This window comes from Pirellulales bacterium (genome assembly GCA_036499395.1).
Classification (GTDB): domain Bacteria; phylum Planctomycetota; class Planctomycetia; order Pirellulales; family JACPPG01; genus JACPPG01.
Genome location: DASYDW010000116.1, coordinates 173,620 through 190,670, shown reverse-complemented (window position 1 = coordinate 190,670; position 17,051 = coordinate 173,620). Strand labels below are relative to the sequence as shown.

The window sequence follows — 17,051 nt, the reverse complement described above, 5'->3', positions numbered from 1 at the left end:
CCGGCACTTGCACCGCATTGGCCACGGGTTAGACCGTCACTCGTTGGTGGAAAAGAGGCCTGCCCGAATCGTCCCTGTTGACGCTTTGGCAGGAACCGGTCACGCTGAACCACAGTTTTGCGAGGCGCGGGGGGCTGCGCTGCGCAATTCCGCGCGCCAGCCGAAACTTCGCGTCCTATCACAAGTAGGTGACGGTCCGTTGTTTCGGGATTTGCTATCGGGCTGTCAACGTCCGGAAGGATGCCGAGATGTACACGACTCACTTTTTAATCTGTAGCTTGCTCGCGCAATTGCCGCCGGCCGCCCAGCCGCCGGCCGCACCGCGCGCGGGGCAACAGGGCGTGCATGGCCAGCGCGAGCGTGGGCAAAGTACCACGGCGCCGGCCGGCGAGGCCCCGGCCGCGCCGCAGGCGGGCGTCATTCCTCCTGCCGAAACTGATCCACCGCCTCCGCCCGTCCCGGCCGAAATTCCGCCGGCGCGCAAGGAAGCTCCTGCTGCTGCGCCGCCGCCGTCCGCGGCGCCTGGCAAGCTGGTGCCCGTCGAACCGCGTTCGGCACGCACCGCGTCGGCCGAGATTCTCAGTCAGGCCTTGGCCGTGCCCGAGGGGGAACAACCGCGCGGCCGCCCGATGCCGCTGGTCGAGGTCCTGCGTTTGGTCCCGGATCGCGCCGGGCAATTGCGCGCGACGGAAAGCTATTGGCGTCTGGCCGAGGCGCTGGCCGACTACAACTTTGCTTGGGATGAGTATCAACAGTTCGAGCGATTGAAGCCGGCCCAACACCCTGACAATGAGCCGAGCACCGACCAGCGCATGCTGGCGCCTCGGCTGCAGGCCGCTAAGGCGAGACTGCAAGATGCCGACGTTGCGCTGGTCTCTGGACAATATGACCTGGCCGGCTCGATTCGTTTGCCGACGGGGCAAACGCTGCCGTTGCCGTCGGACATTCCGCACGTAGGACCGTATCGCACGGAGTTGGACAATCTATATCAAGGCCGCGCGATTCCGCCGCGGGCCGTGTTGATTGATCGAACACTGCCGATCCGCCGTAGCGCGATCGAATCGCGTGCCGCCGCGGTCAACGCCGCCGGCGATGCCTTAATGGCCGCCGAGGAATCGCATTTTGAGGGGCGCAGCGACTTGGCTCTCGTTTTATCGCTGGTCGATGAGCTGTCGCGTCAGCGCCGTGCTTTTATGGCCGATGTCCGCACTTACAATCTCGAAATCGCCGAATACGCGATGTCCGCTCCGACGCCCCCCTTGGACCCACAAGGGCTGGCCTCGATGTTGATCAAGCTTCCCGCGGGTGTTCCGACTGGCACGGTTGCCGGCGGTACGATGACGAATCCGGCGGGAGCGACCGGCATCGAACGGGCCGGCTTCAATCAGCCGATTGCCGCGCCGCAACAGATGCCTTTGCAGCCAGTGCCCGAGGGGCAACTGAATCTTGCTCCGCCGCCGGTGAATCCCGCGGCGCCTGTGCGCAACGAGCCGACGCTGGCTCCGCCGCGTCCCCCGCAGCAAACACCGCGCGAGCAGCGCTTGCCCCCGTTGCCACGTGGCGACGAAGAAAAGGCCCCCTACGGTTCGACATCGACGGAAAAGGCAGAACCTCCTTACGGCAAGTACGCTGCACAGCGTCCCACCGGCATTCCCGAGAATCAGACGGCGCCGGCCGACATGCTGCCGGAGGCGCCTTTGGCCGAGTCCTCTGCGCTGCCCGTTGCGGAACGCGGTGTGCCAACGATGCCGAGTGCTGATATTCCAGCGGCCGAACCGCCGGCGGCAGCGATCACGACCGCTGAGCTACACGCTTCGCCATGCCTTTACCCGGCGCTGCGCGATCGGTCGAGCGCCGATCAGGCGCGGCAGTTGGCGCTGGTCTTGTGTTGGGAGCCTGTCGCGGTAACGGCCGAAAGCGCGCCGATCCCGCTTGCTGATTACCTGGTGAATGTTCCCGCTGAGCGGCGACGTGACGCGATCACGTCGTATTGGCAGGCGCAGTTTCACGCGGCTCGCGCTCAATTGCTCGCGCAGCAGCTCGAGCAATTCGAAGCGCTCGGGGGGACGATCGCCAGTCAAGGGCTGCAAGGTCCTGGCGGCGCCGAAGCCATGTTGTTGGTGCGCGCCGCACAACTGGCCGCCCAGGCCGACGCGCGCAATGCACAGATCGAGCGACTGACGGCACAGTGGAGCCTGACGCAGGCCGCGGGGCGCCCGCTGACCGGCAGTCCTTGGCTGATCGCGGAAACACCTCCGCACGCTGGCGGATACCGACTGCAATTGAACGAATTGCCGCGTGAGCTGGCCACATCTCCCACGATCCAGCGCCTGGCCGCCACGATTCCGCAATTGCGGGCTGCCCTGGTCGATCGAGCCGCGGCGGTCGTCGCTGCCGACGACGCGCGGGGCAACATGGCTCTGGATCCCACCTTCTCCATGGCCGAGACGCGCCAGGCTCTGCAAGCCATCAGCGATCAAACCGCCGAGACGGGCACGTTTCTGGCCCGGCTCACCGATTACAATATCGAGATTGCCGCGTACGCGAATGCTGTGCTGCCACCTGCCACGGGGAGCGAGTCGTTGGTTCGGGCCCTGGTAAGCACCACGCCGACGCCGGTCGGCAACTGAACGCGGTACGCCAAAGCAATCGAGTGTCACGCTGCCTTACGAGGTAGCTCGCTAGACTGCAATTCACCGTAAGCGTCTGAAAGACTGATGGCCACGATCACCGAGAATGTTGCCAGCGAAACGGCCGAGCGTCGCCCTCGCGCGAAGCCGCTCGTGATCGGCAACGTGATCGTCGATCCGCCGGTGCTGCAGGCGCCGATGGCCGGCTTCACTAATTACGCGTATCGGCAGATCGTGCGCGAATTCGGCGGCGCCGGCCTGCAGGCGACCGAGATGGTTAGTGCTCGCGGCTTTCTGGCGAAGGATGAACGGGACGGCGAATTCCCCGATCGATTGTGGGGCGTGAAAGATGAAGCCCGCCCGCTGGCGGTGCAGATCTGGGACAACGACCCAGGCACGCTGGCCGCGGTCGGCGCGCGATTAGCGCACGAGTTCAAAGTCAGCGTTGTCGATATCAACTTCGGCTGCCCCGTGAAGCAAGTCACGGTCGCGGCGCAAAGCGGCAGTTACTTGTTGAAATGCCCCGACCGTGTCGGTGCGATCGTCGAGCGCGTTTCTCAGGCCTGCGCCCCCACGCCGGTTACGGCCAAGATCCGCTTGGGCTGCACGCGCGACAACATCAACGCCATCGACGTGGCACAAGTCATCGAAGGGGCCGGCGCCGCGGCGCTGACGGTGCATGGCCGCACGGCGCAAGATTTCTTCAAAGGTTCGGCCGACTGGGACCGGATTTCGTCAATCAAGCCTTACCTGAAACGCATTCCGCTGATCGGGAACGGCGATCTCGACTCGCCGCAGAAAGTCGTCGAAGCCTTGGCCCGTTACGACGTCGACGGCGTAATGATCGCGCGGGCTGCCCTATCGAAGCCGTGGTTGTTCCGCCAGGCACAGGCGGCATTACGAGGTGAACCGATTCCCGCTGACCCGACGCTGGCCGAAGAACGCACGCTACTCCTCTATCACTACAGGCTGGTATGCGAGCGATTCGGCCAGGCACGCGGCACGATCCTGATGCGGCGCTTTGCCTGTTGCTATGCCCAAGGTCGGCCCGGCGCGCGCGAGTTTCGCACTCGCATCTCGCACGTTACCACGCCTGACGACTTCGCGGGCGTGGTCAACGATTTCTTTCCGCAAACGCAAGACGCCGAATAGCCGACAGATATCCCTCTCCCTCCGGGAGAGGGCAGGGTGAGGGGATCGCATAAGCGATCATCGACTCGCGCCGCGGTTCCCCGACAGTGAAGGTGTCCTCTGGGGGCGAGGTCTTCGACGCGGACGATTGATTAAGAGTTTGCCTTGCGGCATGTTTTCCGCCACACTCGGCCTCCATGCAATCAAGCGCTTGGGAATTCTGGATTGACGTTGGTGGTACGTTCACCGATTGCTTTGCACGGCGTCCGGATGGCACGCTTGCGCGCCTTAAGTTGTTGAGCTCGGGCGTGACGAAGGGATCGGCTGGGGACGGTTCGTCGCGCACAGAGATCTTCGATTCGTTGCGCGCCGTCGATCCGGCGAATTTTTGGGCCGGCTATACGCTGCGGCTGTTGAGCCCGACGGGCGACGTGGTGGCGGAACGTCGGGTGCGCGAAAGCGATGCAGGCTGTCTGAAACTTGACGCGCCGCTGCCCGTGGATGCCACTCCGGGGCAAGCGTACGAGCTCGCCTCGGGCGAGGAAGCGCCGATCGTGGCGATACGCTACTTGCTGGGGCTGTCGCTTAGTTCCCAGATTCCTCACGTCGTGGTGCGTTTGGGAACCACACGGGGAACCAACGCCTTGATAACGCGACGCGGGGCGCGCACGGCGTTTGTGACGACCCGTGGGTTCGGTGACATTCTGGCGATCGGCTATCAAAACCGGCCGAGACTGTTTGATGTCGCGATCAAGAAACGCGTTCCTCTGTTCGCAGATGTTGTCGAAATCGACGAGCGTGTGACCGTCGACGGCGAGGTAATGCGATCGCCAGACCCCGATTTGGTAAAGCAGCAGTTCCGCGAGCTGCGCGGCCGTGGCATCGATTCGTTGGCGATTTGCCTGCTGCACGCCTATCGCATTGCTGCACATGAAGAACAGGTCGCGGAGTTGGCGCGCGAGGCAGGCTTTGCCGAAATCAGCACCAGTAGTCGCGTGGCGCCGCTGGTTAAGATTGTTGCCCGCGGTGACACAACCGTGATGGACGCCTACTTAAATCCGATCCTGCGCGATTACGTGGGTTTGCTGCGAGGCTCGCTCCCCTCGGCCGATTTGCGGATCATGACCTCGGCCGGAGGGTTGGTCGCGGCCGAAAATTTCGTCGGCAAGGACAGCATCCTGTCCGGACCGGCCGGCGGCGTGGTCGGTTTCTCGCGCGCGGCGGAAAGCGCGGGCTTCACGCAGGCCATCGGCTTCGACATGGGGGGGACGAGCACCGACGTATCGCGCTTCGACGGCCGATTCGAACTCGAGTACGAGACTGAAAAAGCGGGCGTGCGGGTCGTCGCGCCGATGATGGCGATCGAAACCGTGGCCGCGGGCGGTGGGTCGATTTGCGCCTTTGACGGGGCAAAGTTGGTCGTCGGACCGCAGAGCGCCGGAGCCGCACCGGGCCCGGCCTGTTACGGTCGCGGCGGACCGCTAACCGTGACGGACGTGAACTTTTACCTGGGCAAGATTCTGCCAGAGCATTTTCCGTTTCCGCTCGATCACGCGGCGGTCGCAGCGCGACTGAAAGCGCTAATCGACGAAATCGAGCGTGTGGCGGCGCGTCGCTACACACCGATTGAACTGTGTGACGGTTTTCTGCAGGTCGCGAACGCCAACATGGTGAAGGCGATTCAATCGATTTCGATCGCCAAGGGATGCGATCCTCGCGAGTATGTCCTGGTGGCGTTCGGCGGGGCGGCGGGACAACACGCCTGCGCCGTGGCCGACGAACTTGGTATGCGCCAGGTGCTGTTGCATCCTGATGCGGGCATCTTGAGCGCTTATGGCATCGGTGCCGCCGACGTGGTGCGCCACGCTGCGCAGGGCGTTTACGATCATTATTCGGAAGATCGCGTGCAGCAACTGGCAGCAACGTTTGCCGAACTGGTCGCGGGCGCGCGCGACGAAGTGCTGGCCGAGGGGATCGCGCCGGATCGCGTCAGCGTGCGACGATCGCTTGACCTGCGCTACCAGGGGTTAGATGCCTCGCTGACGATTGCCGAGCCCCGCCAGGGAACATACGCCGAAGCGTACGCCGCTGAACATGAGAAGCTGTACGGCTATCGCAGCGACGGTCGGGTGATGGAAATCGTGGCGTTGCGGGTCGAGGCCGTGGGGCATACTGTCCCGCCCGAGGAGCCTTCGACGCATGCACCGCACCGCGCCGCGCCGGCCGAGCGAGAGGCCAATGTGTACTTCGAGGCGCAGCAGTGCCATGCGAATGTTTTTGATCGCGCGCGGTTGCAGCCGGGGGATCAGATCACGGGGCCGGCCGTGGTACACGAAGGGATGTCGACGACGATCATCGATCCCGGCTGGCAGGGAGAAGTCCTCTCGCGCGGCGAATTGGTGCTGACTCGTGTGGCGCGCAAAAAGGAGAGCGAGCGATCCGAAGGCGACACGGACAACAGGGCCATCGATTGCGATCCGGCGACGCTCGAAGTTTTCAACAATCGCTTCGCCGCGATCGCCGAGCAGATGGGGATCACGCTACGCAATACGGCCAGCAGTGTGAACGTGAAGGAGCGTCTCGATTTCAGTTGCGCGGTATTCACGGCCGCGGGGGACCTGGTCGTCAATGCGCCGCACATCCCGGTACATTTGGGGGCGATGGGGGAAACGGTGCGGTGTATTTTGGCAGACAATCCCGCGCTGCGACCGCGAGACGTCTTTGTGACCAACGATCCCTATCGCGGAGGATCGCATCTGCCGGATGTCACGGTCGTCACACCCTTGTTTGACGCGGCGGGCACACAGCTCTTGTTCTTCACGGCCAGCCGCGCGCACCACGCCGAGATCGGGGGCATCGTCCCGGGCTCGATGCCGCCATTTTCTCGGAACCTGGCCGAGGAAGGGGTGCTGGTGCGGAATTTCAAACTGGTCGACGCCGGAGAATCACGGCTCGAGGAATTTGGCCGACTGCTAAGTTCCGGGCGGTATCCGACGCGCAAGGTGGCGGACAATCTGGCTGACGTCGCGGCGCAGGTGGCGGCGAATCAGCAGGGCGCGCGCGACCTGGCGCGGCTGGTCGAGCGGCATTCGCTGCCGGTCGTGCAGGCCTATATGCGATATATCCAAAACGCGGCCGAGCAGAAGATGCGGCAGGCGCTCGCGAAATTACCCAGTGGTCGACACCGCTTCGAAGACCATCTCGACGACGGTTCGGCCATCGTGGCAACGATCGATATCGCGGGAGATCGCGCGACGATCGACTTCACGGGTACCGGCCCCGTGCTGGTCGGCAACCTGAACGCGAATCGGGCGATTGTCACGGCGGCCGTGATGTATTTCTTGCGGTCGCTGATCGACGAGGACATTCCACTGAATCAGGGAGTGCTCGCGCCGGTGACGATTGCGCTGCCCGAGTGCTTGTTGAACCCGACGCCAGGCGCGACGCCCGCCGTCAGTCCGGCGGTGGTTGGTGGAAATGTCGAGACGTCGCAGCGTGTCGTGGACGTGTTGCTGGGCGCGCTTCAGGTAGCTGCCGCCAGTCAGGGGACGATGAACAACGTGTTATTCGGCGACAGCACGTTCGGATACTACGAGACGATTTGCGGCGGCGCCGGCGCGACGCCCGAGGCGGACGGCGCCGACGCCGTACACACACACATGACGAACACTCGGCTGACCGATCCCGAGGTGCTCGAACAGCGCTACCCGGTGCGGCTGCAAGAGTTCTCGATTCGGCGCGGATCGGGCGGAGCCGGCCAACATCGCGGCGGGGACGGTATCGTGCGCCGCATCGAGTTCCTGCGCCGGCTGGAAGTTTCGATCTTGTCGCAACGACGTGGGCCGTATCCGCCGTACGGCCTGGCCGGTGGCGCGCCGGGCCAACTCGGAAGGAACACGTTGCGGCGCGCCGACGGGACGCATGACGAATTGGCTGCCCAAGTGCAATTCACCGCGAAGCCGGGAGACGTGCTTTCGATCGAGACGCCAGGCGGCGGGGGCTGGGGCGCGAAGGACGGGTGACGGTTTCGGCTTGGTCAGGAAGCTAATTCATCCCGATATGGGGAGACGGAAAACGAGTTGTGCGGCACTCACGCCGCCCGTTCAGGCCCGTTTGACCCCCCGCCCCCTGTCTGTTAATTTTTCCTGCTTACGCTTCGCCCGCCTCTGGGCCGCTTTTTCGGCCCCCCGCGAATCGACATCCCCCCCAAAGGGCAAAAGGTAGGTCCACACTCCCATGGCTCACGAAGTTACCCTCATCACCGGCGACGGTACCGGTCCGGAACTCGCCGCGGCCGCCAAGAAATGCGTCGATGCCACCGGCGTCAAAATCAACTGGGACGAGCAGGTCGCTGGCGTCGACATCATGGAGAAGATGGGCACGCCTTTGCCGGACGCCGTCATGGAGAGCGTCCGCCGCACGAAGTGCGCCTTGAAGGCCCCTATTACCACGCCCGTCGGCACCGGATTCCGCAGCATCAATGTCCATCTGCGGCAAGCGCTGGGCCTGTTCGCCTGCATCCGCCCCTGCAAGCAGTACGTCGGCGTGCGCAGCTTCTTCACCGAGGTGCCCGTCGACCTGGTGATTGTCCGCGAGAACACCGAGAGCCTGTACGCCGGCATCGAGTTCGAACGCGGCAAGCCCGAGACTGCCGAAGCGATCAAGTTCATCAACGAGCGAGCCGAGAAGAAAATCAAATCGGGCCTGGACGAGACCGGCCTGACGATCAAGTCGATCAGCGTTTCGGCCACCGAGCGGATTGTGCGCTGTGCCTTCGAGTACGCCCGGAAGAACAGCCGCCAGCGGGTCACGGCCGTTCACAAGGCGAACATCTTGAAGTTCACCGACGGGCTGTTTCTGGAAGTGGCCCGCAACGTGGCTGCTGAATATACGGACATCGAATTCGAAGACCGGATCGTCGACAACATGTGCATGCAGCTCGTGCAAAAGCCCGAGTTGTATGACGTGCTGGTGCTGCCGAACCTGTACGGTGACATCCTCAGCGATCTGGCCGCGGGGCTGGTCGGTGGTTTGGGTGTCGCGCCGGGTGCGAACATCGGCCCCGACGGAGCCGTCTTCGAAGCCACGCACGGCAGTGCTCCCAAGTACAAAGGGCAGAATAAGGTCAACCCGACGGCACTGATCCTCTCCGGCATGTTAATGCTGCGTTACCTGGGCGAGATCGAAGCCGGCGACCGCCTGGAAAAGGCCGTGGCTGACGTGATCGCCGAAGGGAAGTATGTCACCTACGACCTGAAGCCGAATCGCGATGATCCGACCGCCGTCGGCACCCGCGAGATGGCCGACGCGATCTGCCGCAAGTTGGCCGAATAGGAATGGCCAGGTAGTCATGACGAATAACCTGTAGCCGGGGACTGTGACCCCGGTGCCGCTCGGATTCGACCGGCCTCGTAGAGGCCGGCTACAGGGGACGCCTTTTGCTTAGCGCTGCTGAATTTCGTGCTCTGGTCAGCGGACAGCGGCGCGACGCGCGAGCGCATCTATGGCGTGCCGTGCTGCGCATGGTCGAGATTCCGTACACGCTGGCCGTCCGCTGGCGCAACTACGGCTATGATCGGCAAATTGGCGTCGAGCATGCCAGCGTGCCGGTGATCAGCGTCGGTAATTTGACGCTTGGCGGGACGGGCAAGACGCCGCTCGTGGCCTGGATCGCTCGTTGGCTGCGTGCTCGCGACATCCGTGTAACGCTCATCAGTCGCGGCTACGGCGCCGAGCAAGGAGCGCGCAATGACGAGGCGCTCGAACTCGAGCAAAAGTTGCCCGACGTTCCGCATCTGCAAAATCCCGACCGCGTCACGGCCGCGCACACGGCCGTCGACGAGTTCGAATGCCAGGTGATTCTGCTCGATGACGGCTTTCAGCATCGCCGGCTGGCACGCGATCTGGATATCGTGCTCTTGGACGCGCTCGAGCCGTTTGGCTTCGACCACGTGTTTCCACGCGGCATGCTGCGCGAACCGGTTTCCTCGCTCGCCCGGGCCGATATTGTGGCGCTGTCGCGCGCTGATATGGTTTCGCCCCAGCAGCGCGCTGAGTTGCGCGCCATTGCCGCGCGCTATAACTCGCAGGCGGCATGGCTCGAGATGCGGCACGCACCTGAGCGATTACTTTCGGGAAGCGGGCAAACGGCTCCCTTTTCGGCCTTTGTCGGACAGAGTGTCGCGGCATTCTGCGGTATCGGCAATCCGGCCGGTTTCCGGCACACGCTCGCGCAGTGCGGCTTCGGGGTGAGCGAACTGCGTGAGTTCCGCGATCATCACGCCTATACGCAGGAGGATGTCGCATCGTTAGGGCAATGGGCCCGCGAGCAGCATGCCTCGGCACTGATTTGCACGCACAAGGACCTGGTCAAGCTGGGGGTCGACCAGATCGCGGGCGTACCGCTGTGGGCTGTGGAAATCGGCGTTGAAATTCTCACCGGTCTGCCGGCGCTCGAAGAACGCCTGCAAGCGATCGCGGCGAAAGCCACGGGCTGACAAGTATCGCAGCGTAACGATAGGACGCTACTGCAGAGAACTTGGCGTCATCGCATTGCGCTTATCCAACGCCTCGGCCTGCGTAATCTGTGGACCTGCTACCGGCGTTTGCAGGCGGCGATCCACAGATTACGCAGATATCACAGATTCCGAGTAGAAGCAAAGCTGTCAGTACCGGAGCTTATTTCACAAGTTCTTTGTCGAACCAGTCGGCAACTTCCTTCACTTCCTCGTGGATCGTTGGCCAGGGATGACCGCCTCCTGGTTTTACAATCAGCTCGGCCGGCACTCCTTCTTTTTTCAGCGCCGCGACCAGTAGCTCGCTTTGCTGCAGCGGGACCAACGGGTCTTTGTCGCCGTGGTAAACCAAGAACGGCGGAAACTGGCCGGTCACATGATGCGCGGGCGAGATCTTCTTCATCTGCTCGAAGACTTCTTCATTCTTCTGCGTCGTGATGCCCCCCTGATACAGCAGATTGCCGACCATGCGCGACGACATCGAAAGATTGTCCGGCCCAACCTTGGCGGTCCCCCAGTTCGTGAAGTCTGTGGGAGGGAAGAATACCGAAACCGCCTTCACTCGCGTACTTTGGCGATTCAAAGGATCGCGATCGTCCGGCTTGCCATCATCGGCCGTGGCCGCGCACAGGCATGCCAGATGCCCACCGGCCGAGGCGCCGGTCAGGCCGAGTCGATTCGGATCGATCTTGTATTCCTCGGCGTGCGCTTTGACCCAGCGAATGCCGGTCTTCAGGTTCTGCAACATCTCGAGCGCTGTGAACCGATTACGCGATCCGGGTCGCACGGCGAACACCGTGTAGCCGCGTTCGCAGAAGGTGTCGAACATTTTGGCCCGCTTGTGATCGTTGATCTTGCCGCGGTCCGAGAACCAGGCGCCGCTGGCCACGTCGACGATCGCCATGCCGTTGCTCTTGCCAGTTGGCGTGAAGATATCCAATAGCAGGCCGATACCGTCGATGTCTGCGTAAACGACGTCCTGTTGCTGCTTGTAGGGTGACGCGGCTTTCTCGGGTGGTGCTGCCAGTCCCGCGGCGGCGCCGGGCGCGTCATCCGCAAGGCAAACATTGACCGACAGAATCGCGGCAAGCGCGAACAGGCCAAACGACGACGCGAGGCGTTTCACTGTGGTTGACTCCAACTTGAAGGGCAGGGGACTGCGACGCGAGCGAGACTCGGCCCTAACGCCGTGGCGCAATAGCACGGCGCGACCGGTGGAGAGGTATTGTGAATCACGCCCATTGCGGGGTCAAATTTGCGATAGTCATCCGCCGGACGGCCAGGTCAGCGGATCTCGAATCCCGTTGCCCCAAGCGATCATCCCGGTTCGTCAAGACGGCCGGCAAACCCTAGTCAATCCCCCCACTTCGCTGCACCGACAAACACGCCGTTTAAGCACTTACGTCGACGGCTGGCAAGCTGTGTCCCCCTTTTGCGTTGTAACGCTTGCGGGCCCGCGCGCGGCACGCTACCAAGAGAGGTGTTCGCGGTGACCGCCCGGTGCGCGGGTATATATAGTTAGGAAAACTACCGCATGACCACGACCACGCTTCCCACCGCGCGCAACGACGTTCTGCACACCCCGCACGGCGAGGCGCTGGGAACCAGCTTTCGCTGGCCCGGTGGCCAGTATTGTGCCATTCACACCAGCCGCGGGCTGGTCGGATGCGGCATTTATGATGTGGCCGTCGCGGGGGAATTCGGGCTCGTTGTTGCGATTGCACGTGGCACGCCCGCCAAACCGCTATGCGAGCCCGAGGATCTTTACCAGGCCAAGATCGTGGAAGTCAGCGAGCCCGCCCGCAAGCTCGGTATCGAGCCGGGCATGACCGGGCTCGAGGCTCTCGCCAAGCTGCTCTCGAGCAATTAAAGTCGACTCGCCGCCCATAATGGCAAAATCTGCCAACGCGAAATAGACACCTATCACTACCTCCTGCCGAACGATTTTTATGAAGCGTCCACCCGTCAAGTTGATTGCCGCTCCGTACACTCCCTTCACGCGAAATGGTGAGCTCAATCTGGGCGTCATCGACGAGCAGGCCGACCTGTTCGCCAATAACGAATTGGCAGGCGCCTTTGTCTGTGGGACCACCGGCGAGAGCATGTCGATGACGCTCGCCGAGCGCCGCACGGTTACCGAGCGCTGGATCAAAGCCGCCGCTGGCCGCTTTGCCGTGGTGGTTCACGTCGGGCATACCTGCCAGCGTGATTGCATCGAGTTGGCCGAGCACGCGGCCGAGCATGGCGCCGCGGCGACCGCGGCGATGGGCCCTTGCTTTGCCAAGCCGGCCGATGCAGACATGCTGACGGACTTTTGCGCTCCGATCGCGGCTGCCGCCCCCGATCTGCCGTTTTACTACTACCACATTCCGGGCATGACGGGCGTCAGCCTGCCGATGGCAAACTTTATGAAGGTCGCCGGCCGGCAAATTCCCAATCTCGTCGGATTGAAATACAGCCACGATGACCTGGTCGATCTCGCGGCCTGCGTCGCCTTGGATGATGGCCGCTTTGAAGTGCTGTTCGGCAAGGACGAAATCCTGCTGGCGGCCCTGGCGCTAGGTGTCCGGGGCGCTGTCGGTAGCACCTATAACTTCATGACGCCCCTGTATCAGCGGGTGATTCATGCCTTCGACGCGGAAGACATGGTCCTGGCCCGCCGCGAGCAAATGCGTGCCGTAGAATTGGTCCGGGCGCTGTTGCGTTTCGGCTCGTCGTTCATGGCTGCCGGCAAGGCCGTAATGAACCGGCTGGGGATTGATTGCGGGCCGGTTCGCTCGCCGCTACGCCCCTTGAGCGCGGAACAGGCAAGCCAACTCGACGAGCAACTCACGCGATTGGGCTTCGACGATTACTGCTCGAAAACCACTTCGCGTCCCTTACGATCAGCGGGCCGGACGACGCGTGCGATCAGCGCCAACTAGGTCCATACGAACTATATCCATTGATCGCGCTGCGACGAAACGCCACGGCTCTCGGGCCGCGCTTGTGAATCGATGACGCAACGATCAACGACGACTGACGCCCTGACATCGCATGCCGGCGCCTCGGCCCCGGCTGGTTCGCTGGTGGGTTGCGAGCATGTCGATCGGGTCGCGGTGCTCACGCTCGCCAATCCGGCCAGGCGCAATGCGCTCAGCCGCGACGTGCTCATGGCGCTGCGCGATCAACTGCGCGTGATCGCCGGCGACGCGGCGATTAAGTGCGTCATCTTGAAGGCCGACGGCCCCGTTTTCAGTTCGGGCCATGATCTGCGCGAGGTCGCGACGGCCAGCCGCGAGCAGGCCGAGGCGCTGTTCACCCTGTGTACGGAAGTCATGGAGGCGATCCGCCATCTGCCGCAGCCCGTTATTGCGCAGGTGCAGGGGGTTGCTACCGCGGCCGGTTGCCAATTGGTGGCCACGTGCGATTTGGTCATCGCCGCCGAGACCGCCACCTTCGCGACGCCCGGCGTGCGGATCGGATTGTTCTGCTCAACACCGGCGGTGGCGCTAGCCCGGGCGGTGAGCACGAAGAAGGCGATGGAAATGCTGCTGACTGGTGATGCGATTACGGCGACCGAGGCCGAGCGTATCGGGCTGGTAAATCGCGTCGTGCCGAGCGACCAACTGGCCGCGGAGACGCTGAAACTCGCCCGGCAGATCGCTTCGGCCAGTGGTGCCGTGCTCGCGCTCGGCAAACGAACTTTTTACGAGCAGTTATCGCTCGACCGTCCGGCGGCCTATAAGGTTGCCGAGTGTGCGATGGTCGAAAATGCCGCTCTGCCCGACGCCCAAGAAGGGATCGACGCATTTTTGAACAAGCGTCCGCCGCAGTGGCGCACCTGAAAGATCGTCTGCGGGCTCGTCGTTTTGCATGGCTTTAATTAGCACGCTAGGATGACGTTCCGAGCCGTGCAACGTGGTTCCGCCAACGCTGGGCTCGCGGACCTTTCTCAAGTTCTTTATACGCACACGCTGCCCGCCCGCCCCTACGCAGCGCTTAGGAGGATTTAATGATCAATTCCGACCCCTCGTCGATCGTTCGCAGTACCGTTGCCAGCGACTCGGCTGAGAAGGAATGGGTCCTGGAGATCGCCAATTCGCAGGAAGCGCGACACGAACGCGTGAAACTTGCCGCGGCTTATCGGATTATCGCCCGGCATGGTCTGGACGATGGACTAGCTGGCCACATCAGCCTGCGTGTGCCCGGTGCGCCCGATTATTTCTGGGTCAATCCGTTCGGCAAGATGTTCAGCGAGGTGACGGCCGAGAACCTGGTGCTGGTGAACTCGAAGGGGGAGATCATCGACGGCTGGCCGATGATCAATCAGGCCGGCTTCTGCATTCACGCCGCGATTCATCATGCCAGGCCTGACGTTAACTGCGCCTGCCACACGCATCCGCCGGCCGGCTCGGCCTATAGCGCGCTGGGCATCCTGCTCGATCCGCTCGAGCAGACGGGCTGCTCGTTTTTTGAAGACCACGCCATCTACAGCGAATACACCGGCATCGTGCTCGACGAGCAGCAAACAGTCGACATAACGTCGGCGCTCGGAACGAAACGGGCGCTGATCCTGGCCAATCACGGCTTGCTTACCACAGGTTCGTCGGTCGAGCAAGCAGTCCTCGACATGATCGATATGGAGCGGACCTGCGCGGTCAATTTACGCGCGATGGCCACGGGGCGGCCTTTGCAAATCGTGCCGCCGGAAGTGGCCCGACAAAGCCGCTCGGTGCTGACGCAGCCGATGCGGTATCCGTTCCAATGGGAAGCGGTCGTCCGGCAACTCGACCGCCACGAGACCGATTACAACCCATGGCGCGCGAAATAAATGATACGTCGGTCAAAAATGGAATGGACGACGAAGGACGCGGTCTCGCTGGTTGTAGCCTATCGGTACGAATTAAACCGGCTTCTTTTTACGTTTGCTTTCAGCGTCCGTCTTACTTCGCCGAAGTTCGTCCTTCAACTCCTCCACGTCTGACTCAACCTCAAGTAACCGGTCTTCCACGTCGTCGTGCAGAGGTCTTATCGAATCCTCGACAGGTGAGTGGTAGCAAGTCGCATTTGGCGGTAACTGAACGGATGACTTGATGTCGTCCGATAGACTATGGTCGACGTTAATTGCGGTGATTAACTCAGGATGTAGACCACGTTGACCAAGGGCTCGAAGAAAAAGGCTGGCTCCAGCCTTATTTGGCGTCAGTGTTATGAAATCAAATGCCGGGGTAATTCCCGACGACTCCTTTAGGCCCCCATATTCGAACGCGTACCGCCATCCCAGCAACCCGTGATCGATTAGTCCTTTCGTTGCCAACAAGAGAATGGCCGCGCCGTCCCCGCCGTCAAATTGTGCGGCCAAGAGTAGCTCGTCGACTGAAACGGCCACGTGAAGGCCCTTCCAGAACTCATGTGCGTCGAGCCGCTTTGTGGCAAAAGGATAGCGCGCGAGTAACGAGTAGATGATGAAATGTAGTCGCAGCTGTTGGGAGGACATGGCTTTCAACAGCGAGAGTGCTGGGACGGCCGAATCATCGGCACCATCTGTCGTTCGAGCCCCAGCAAGCAATCCGCCGAAGTATTCTGCGGAGATCGCATCTTCGATGTAACGTCCTTCTTCCCAGACACCTTTTAAGACACGTGCGTTTACACCACCTTGAGAGTCGATCTTATTTCCGAGCTTTCCGCACGCGACATCGAATATTCGGCGCAGGTTCCGGCTCGACTTCTCAACAAGACTCCGCGCGCCTTCGCCAATATAGTCCGCGCTCGGTCCGAGAAGCTTCGTGATTATGTCCTTCGAAGCAATACCGCCGGTGGCGGCAATTAGGATTTTGGTAATTTCGTCAGACATGCACTCGCCCCAAAATGCGCGCGGATCGATTTGGCATCAACCAACGGTTACGTCATCAGGATAAGCGTTTGGTGCGTGACGCAGCAAGTTTACGACGGCGCGATGCGGCCGATCGTAGTAGCCGCGACGGTGTCGAATCGCCGCTTGTCGTAGTTACGGCAGCGTCTCGCTGAGGACTTTCTTTGCCTGTTCGGCGCGATAGTCGTGCAGCTTTGCGGTCAGCGGCGGGCGGTTGGTTGCCAGGATGCTGACGGCCAATAATGCCGCGTTGACGACGCCAGGCTTGCCGATCGCCAGGGTGCCAACGGGGATGCCGGCCGGCATCTGCACGATCGCGAGCAACGAATCGAGCCCGTTGAGCGTCGTGCTGGGAATCGGCACCCCGAGGACAGGCTTCACCGTGTGTGCCGCCACGACTCCCGCCAAGTGGGCGGCTCCGCCGGCGGCGGCGATCCACACTTCCACGCCGCGCTTTTCGGCGTCGGCCATATACTCGCGCAACTGGTCCGGCGTGCGATGCGCCGACAACACGCGGCACTCGTGCGGCACGTCGAACTTGGCCAGCGTATCGCCGGCGTGTTTCATCAACTCCCAGTCCGACTTGCTCCCCATCACGATGGCCACTAGCGGCTTGTCTACGGCGCTCATGCAATTCTTCCTTCTGCGTGTGGGCAATAACGACTAGAAATTAGGGGCCGACGAACGCACCCCGGGGAAATTCGCGATTACGAGACAACTTATCGAGAATTGAGCGGGGCACGCTATAACGCGTCGCTGATGCCCCTTCCCTCAAGGCTTCGACTGGTCGTCGTTTGACCAGCGGATCCCAAGAATTCGATAAGCCGCGCGGCCGAGTATGCCATATCCGCCAGCAGTGGCAAGGGGCCAAGTGCAACTGCCGATATAATGGGAAACCAGAGTCGAAATCTCAGCGTTATT

At 62.3% G+C, this 17,051-nt stretch carries 12 protein-coding genes; 9 read left to right on the top strand and 3 right to left on the bottom strand.

From position 1 onward, the window contains the following. Positions 1–248: 248 nt before the first annotated feature. The 5 genes from VGN12_20915 to lpxK all read left to right on the top strand — a co-directional run bounded on the left by VGN12_20915 (position 249) and on the right by lpxK (position 10,258). Positions 249–2,630: a hypothetical protein gene (locus tag VGN12_20915; protein HEY4311922.1), complete on the top strand. Its 2,382-nt coding sequence runs from the start codon at positions 249–251 to the stop codon at positions 2,628–2,630. An 87-nt stretch (positions 2,631–2,717) separates the two neighbouring features. Beyond that, positions 2,718–3,782, top strand: a complete 1,065-nt coding sequence (locus VGN12_20910) for a tRNA-dihydrouridine synthase (protein HEY4311921.1) — start codon at positions 2,718–2,720, stop codon at positions 3,780–3,782. Between the two features lie 176 nt (positions 3,783–3,958). Continuing rightward, positions 3,959–7,783 (top strand): hydantoinase B/oxoprolinase family protein, encoded by a 3,825-nt coding sequence (locus VGN12_20905; protein ID HEY4311920.1) that lies wholly within the window; start codon positions 3,959–3,961, stop codon positions 7,781–7,783. A gap of 214 nt (positions 7,784–7,997) precedes the next feature. Continuing rightward, a complete protein-coding gene (locus VGN12_20900; GenBank protein ID HEY4311919.1) occupies positions 7,998–9,095 on the top strand; it encodes an isocitrate/isopropylmalate dehydrogenase family protein in 1,098 nt (365 codons plus the stop codon). 104 nt (positions 9,096–9,199) lie between these two features. Next, positions 9,200–10,258: a tetraacyldisaccharide 4'-kinase gene (gene lpxK, locus VGN12_20895; protein HEY4311918.1), complete on the top strand. Its 1,059-nt coding sequence runs from the start codon at positions 9,200–9,202 to the stop codon at positions 10,256–10,258. A 181-nt stretch (positions 10,259–10,439) separates the two neighbouring features. Here the strand turns inward: lpxK and VGN12_20890 are convergent, their stop codons facing one another. Beyond that, positions 10,440–11,402 carry a prolyl oligopeptidase family serine peptidase gene (locus tag VGN12_20890; GenBank protein ID HEY4311917.1) on the bottom strand — a complete coding sequence of 321 codons (963 nt, stop codon included), beginning with the start codon at positions 11,400–11,402 and terminating at the stop codon, positions 10,440–10,442. Between the two features lie 408 nt (positions 11,403–11,810). Between VGN12_20890 and VGN12_20885 the strand changes: the two genes are divergently transcribed. The 4 genes from VGN12_20885 to VGN12_20870 all read left to right on the top strand — a co-directional run bounded on the left by VGN12_20885 (position 11,811) and on the right by VGN12_20870 (position 15,089). After that, a complete protein-coding gene (locus VGN12_20885; GenBank protein HEY4311916.1) occupies positions 11,811–12,146 on the top strand; it encodes a DUF1805 domain-containing protein in 336 nt (111 codons plus the stop codon). 79 nt (positions 12,147–12,225) lie between these two features. Then, the gene (locus tag VGN12_20880) at positions 12,226–13,200 is read left to right on the top strand and encodes a dihydrodipicolinate synthase family protein (GenBank protein ID HEY4311915.1); all 975 of its coding nucleotides are present in this window, start codon (positions 12,226–12,228) and stop codon (positions 13,198–13,200) included. 72 nt (positions 13,201–13,272) lie between these two features. Beyond that, positions 13,273–14,103, top strand: coding sequence for an enoyl-CoA hydratase (locus VGN12_20875; GenBank protein ID HEY4311914.1), 831 nt, complete (start codon positions 13,273–13,275; stop codon positions 14,101–14,103). Positions 14,104–14,270: 167 nt separating this feature from the next. After that, entirely contained in the window at positions 14,271–15,089 is an 819-nt protein-coding gene (locus VGN12_20870; protein ID HEY4311913.1) for a class II aldolase/adducin family protein, read from the top strand. A 72-nt stretch (positions 15,090–15,161) separates the two neighbouring features. Here the strand turns inward: VGN12_20870 and VGN12_20865 are convergent, their stop codons facing one another. Further along, complete coding sequence (locus VGN12_20865) at positions 15,162–16,112, bottom strand: hypothetical protein (GenBank protein HEY4311912.1); 951 nt, start codon at positions 16,110–16,112, stop codon at positions 15,162–15,164. 153 nt (positions 16,113–16,265) lie between these two features. Further along, the gene (purE, locus tag VGN12_20860) at positions 16,266–16,760 is read right to left on the bottom strand and encodes a 5-(carboxyamino)imidazole ribonucleotide mutase (GenBank protein ID HEY4311911.1); all 495 of its coding nucleotides are present in this window, start codon (positions 16,758–16,760) and stop codon (positions 16,266–16,268) included. Between the last annotated feature and the right edge of the window lie 291 nt (positions 16,761–17,051).

What these genes read in the sequence shown, in the direction of transcription:
- VGN12_20905 (HEY4311920.1), top strand. Translation starts at nt 3,959, where the DNA reads ATGCAATCAAGCGCTTGGGAATTCTGGATTGACGTTGGTGGTACGTTC.
- purE (HEY4311911.1), bottom strand. Translation starts at nt 16,760, where the DNA reads ATGAGCGCCGTAGACAAGCCGCTAGTGGCCATCGTGATGGGGAGCAAG.
- VGN12_20875 (HEY4311914.1), top strand. Translation starts at nt 13,273, where the DNA reads ATGACGCAACGATCAACGACGACTGACGCCCTGACATCGCATGCCGGC.
- VGN12_20900 (HEY4311919.1), top strand. Translation starts at nt 7,998, where the DNA reads ATGGCTCACGAAGTTACCCTCATCACCGGCGACGGTACCGGTCCGGAA.
- VGN12_20865 (HEY4311912.1), bottom strand. Translation starts at nt 16,112, where the DNA reads ATGTCTGACGAAATTACCAAAATCCTAATTGCCGCCACCGGCGGTATT.
- VGN12_20870 (HEY4311913.1), top strand. Translation starts at nt 14,271, where the DNA reads ATGATCAATTCCGACCCCTCGTCGATCGTTCGCAGTACCGTTGCCAGC.
- VGN12_20915 (HEY4311922.1), top strand. Translation starts at nt 249, where the DNA reads ATGTACACGACTCACTTTTTAATCTGTAGCTTGCTCGCGCAATTGCCG.
- VGN12_20880 (HEY4311915.1), top strand. Translation starts at nt 12,226, where the DNA reads ATGAAGCGTCCACCCGTCAAGTTGATTGCCGCTCCGTACACTCCCTTC.
- VGN12_20910 (HEY4311921.1), top strand. Translation starts at nt 2,718, where the DNA reads ATGGCCACGATCACCGAGAATGTTGCCAGCGAAACGGCCGAGCGTCGC.
- VGN12_20885 (HEY4311916.1), top strand. Translation starts at nt 11,811, where the DNA reads ATGACCACGACCACGCTTCCCACCGCGCGCAACGACGTTCTGCACACC.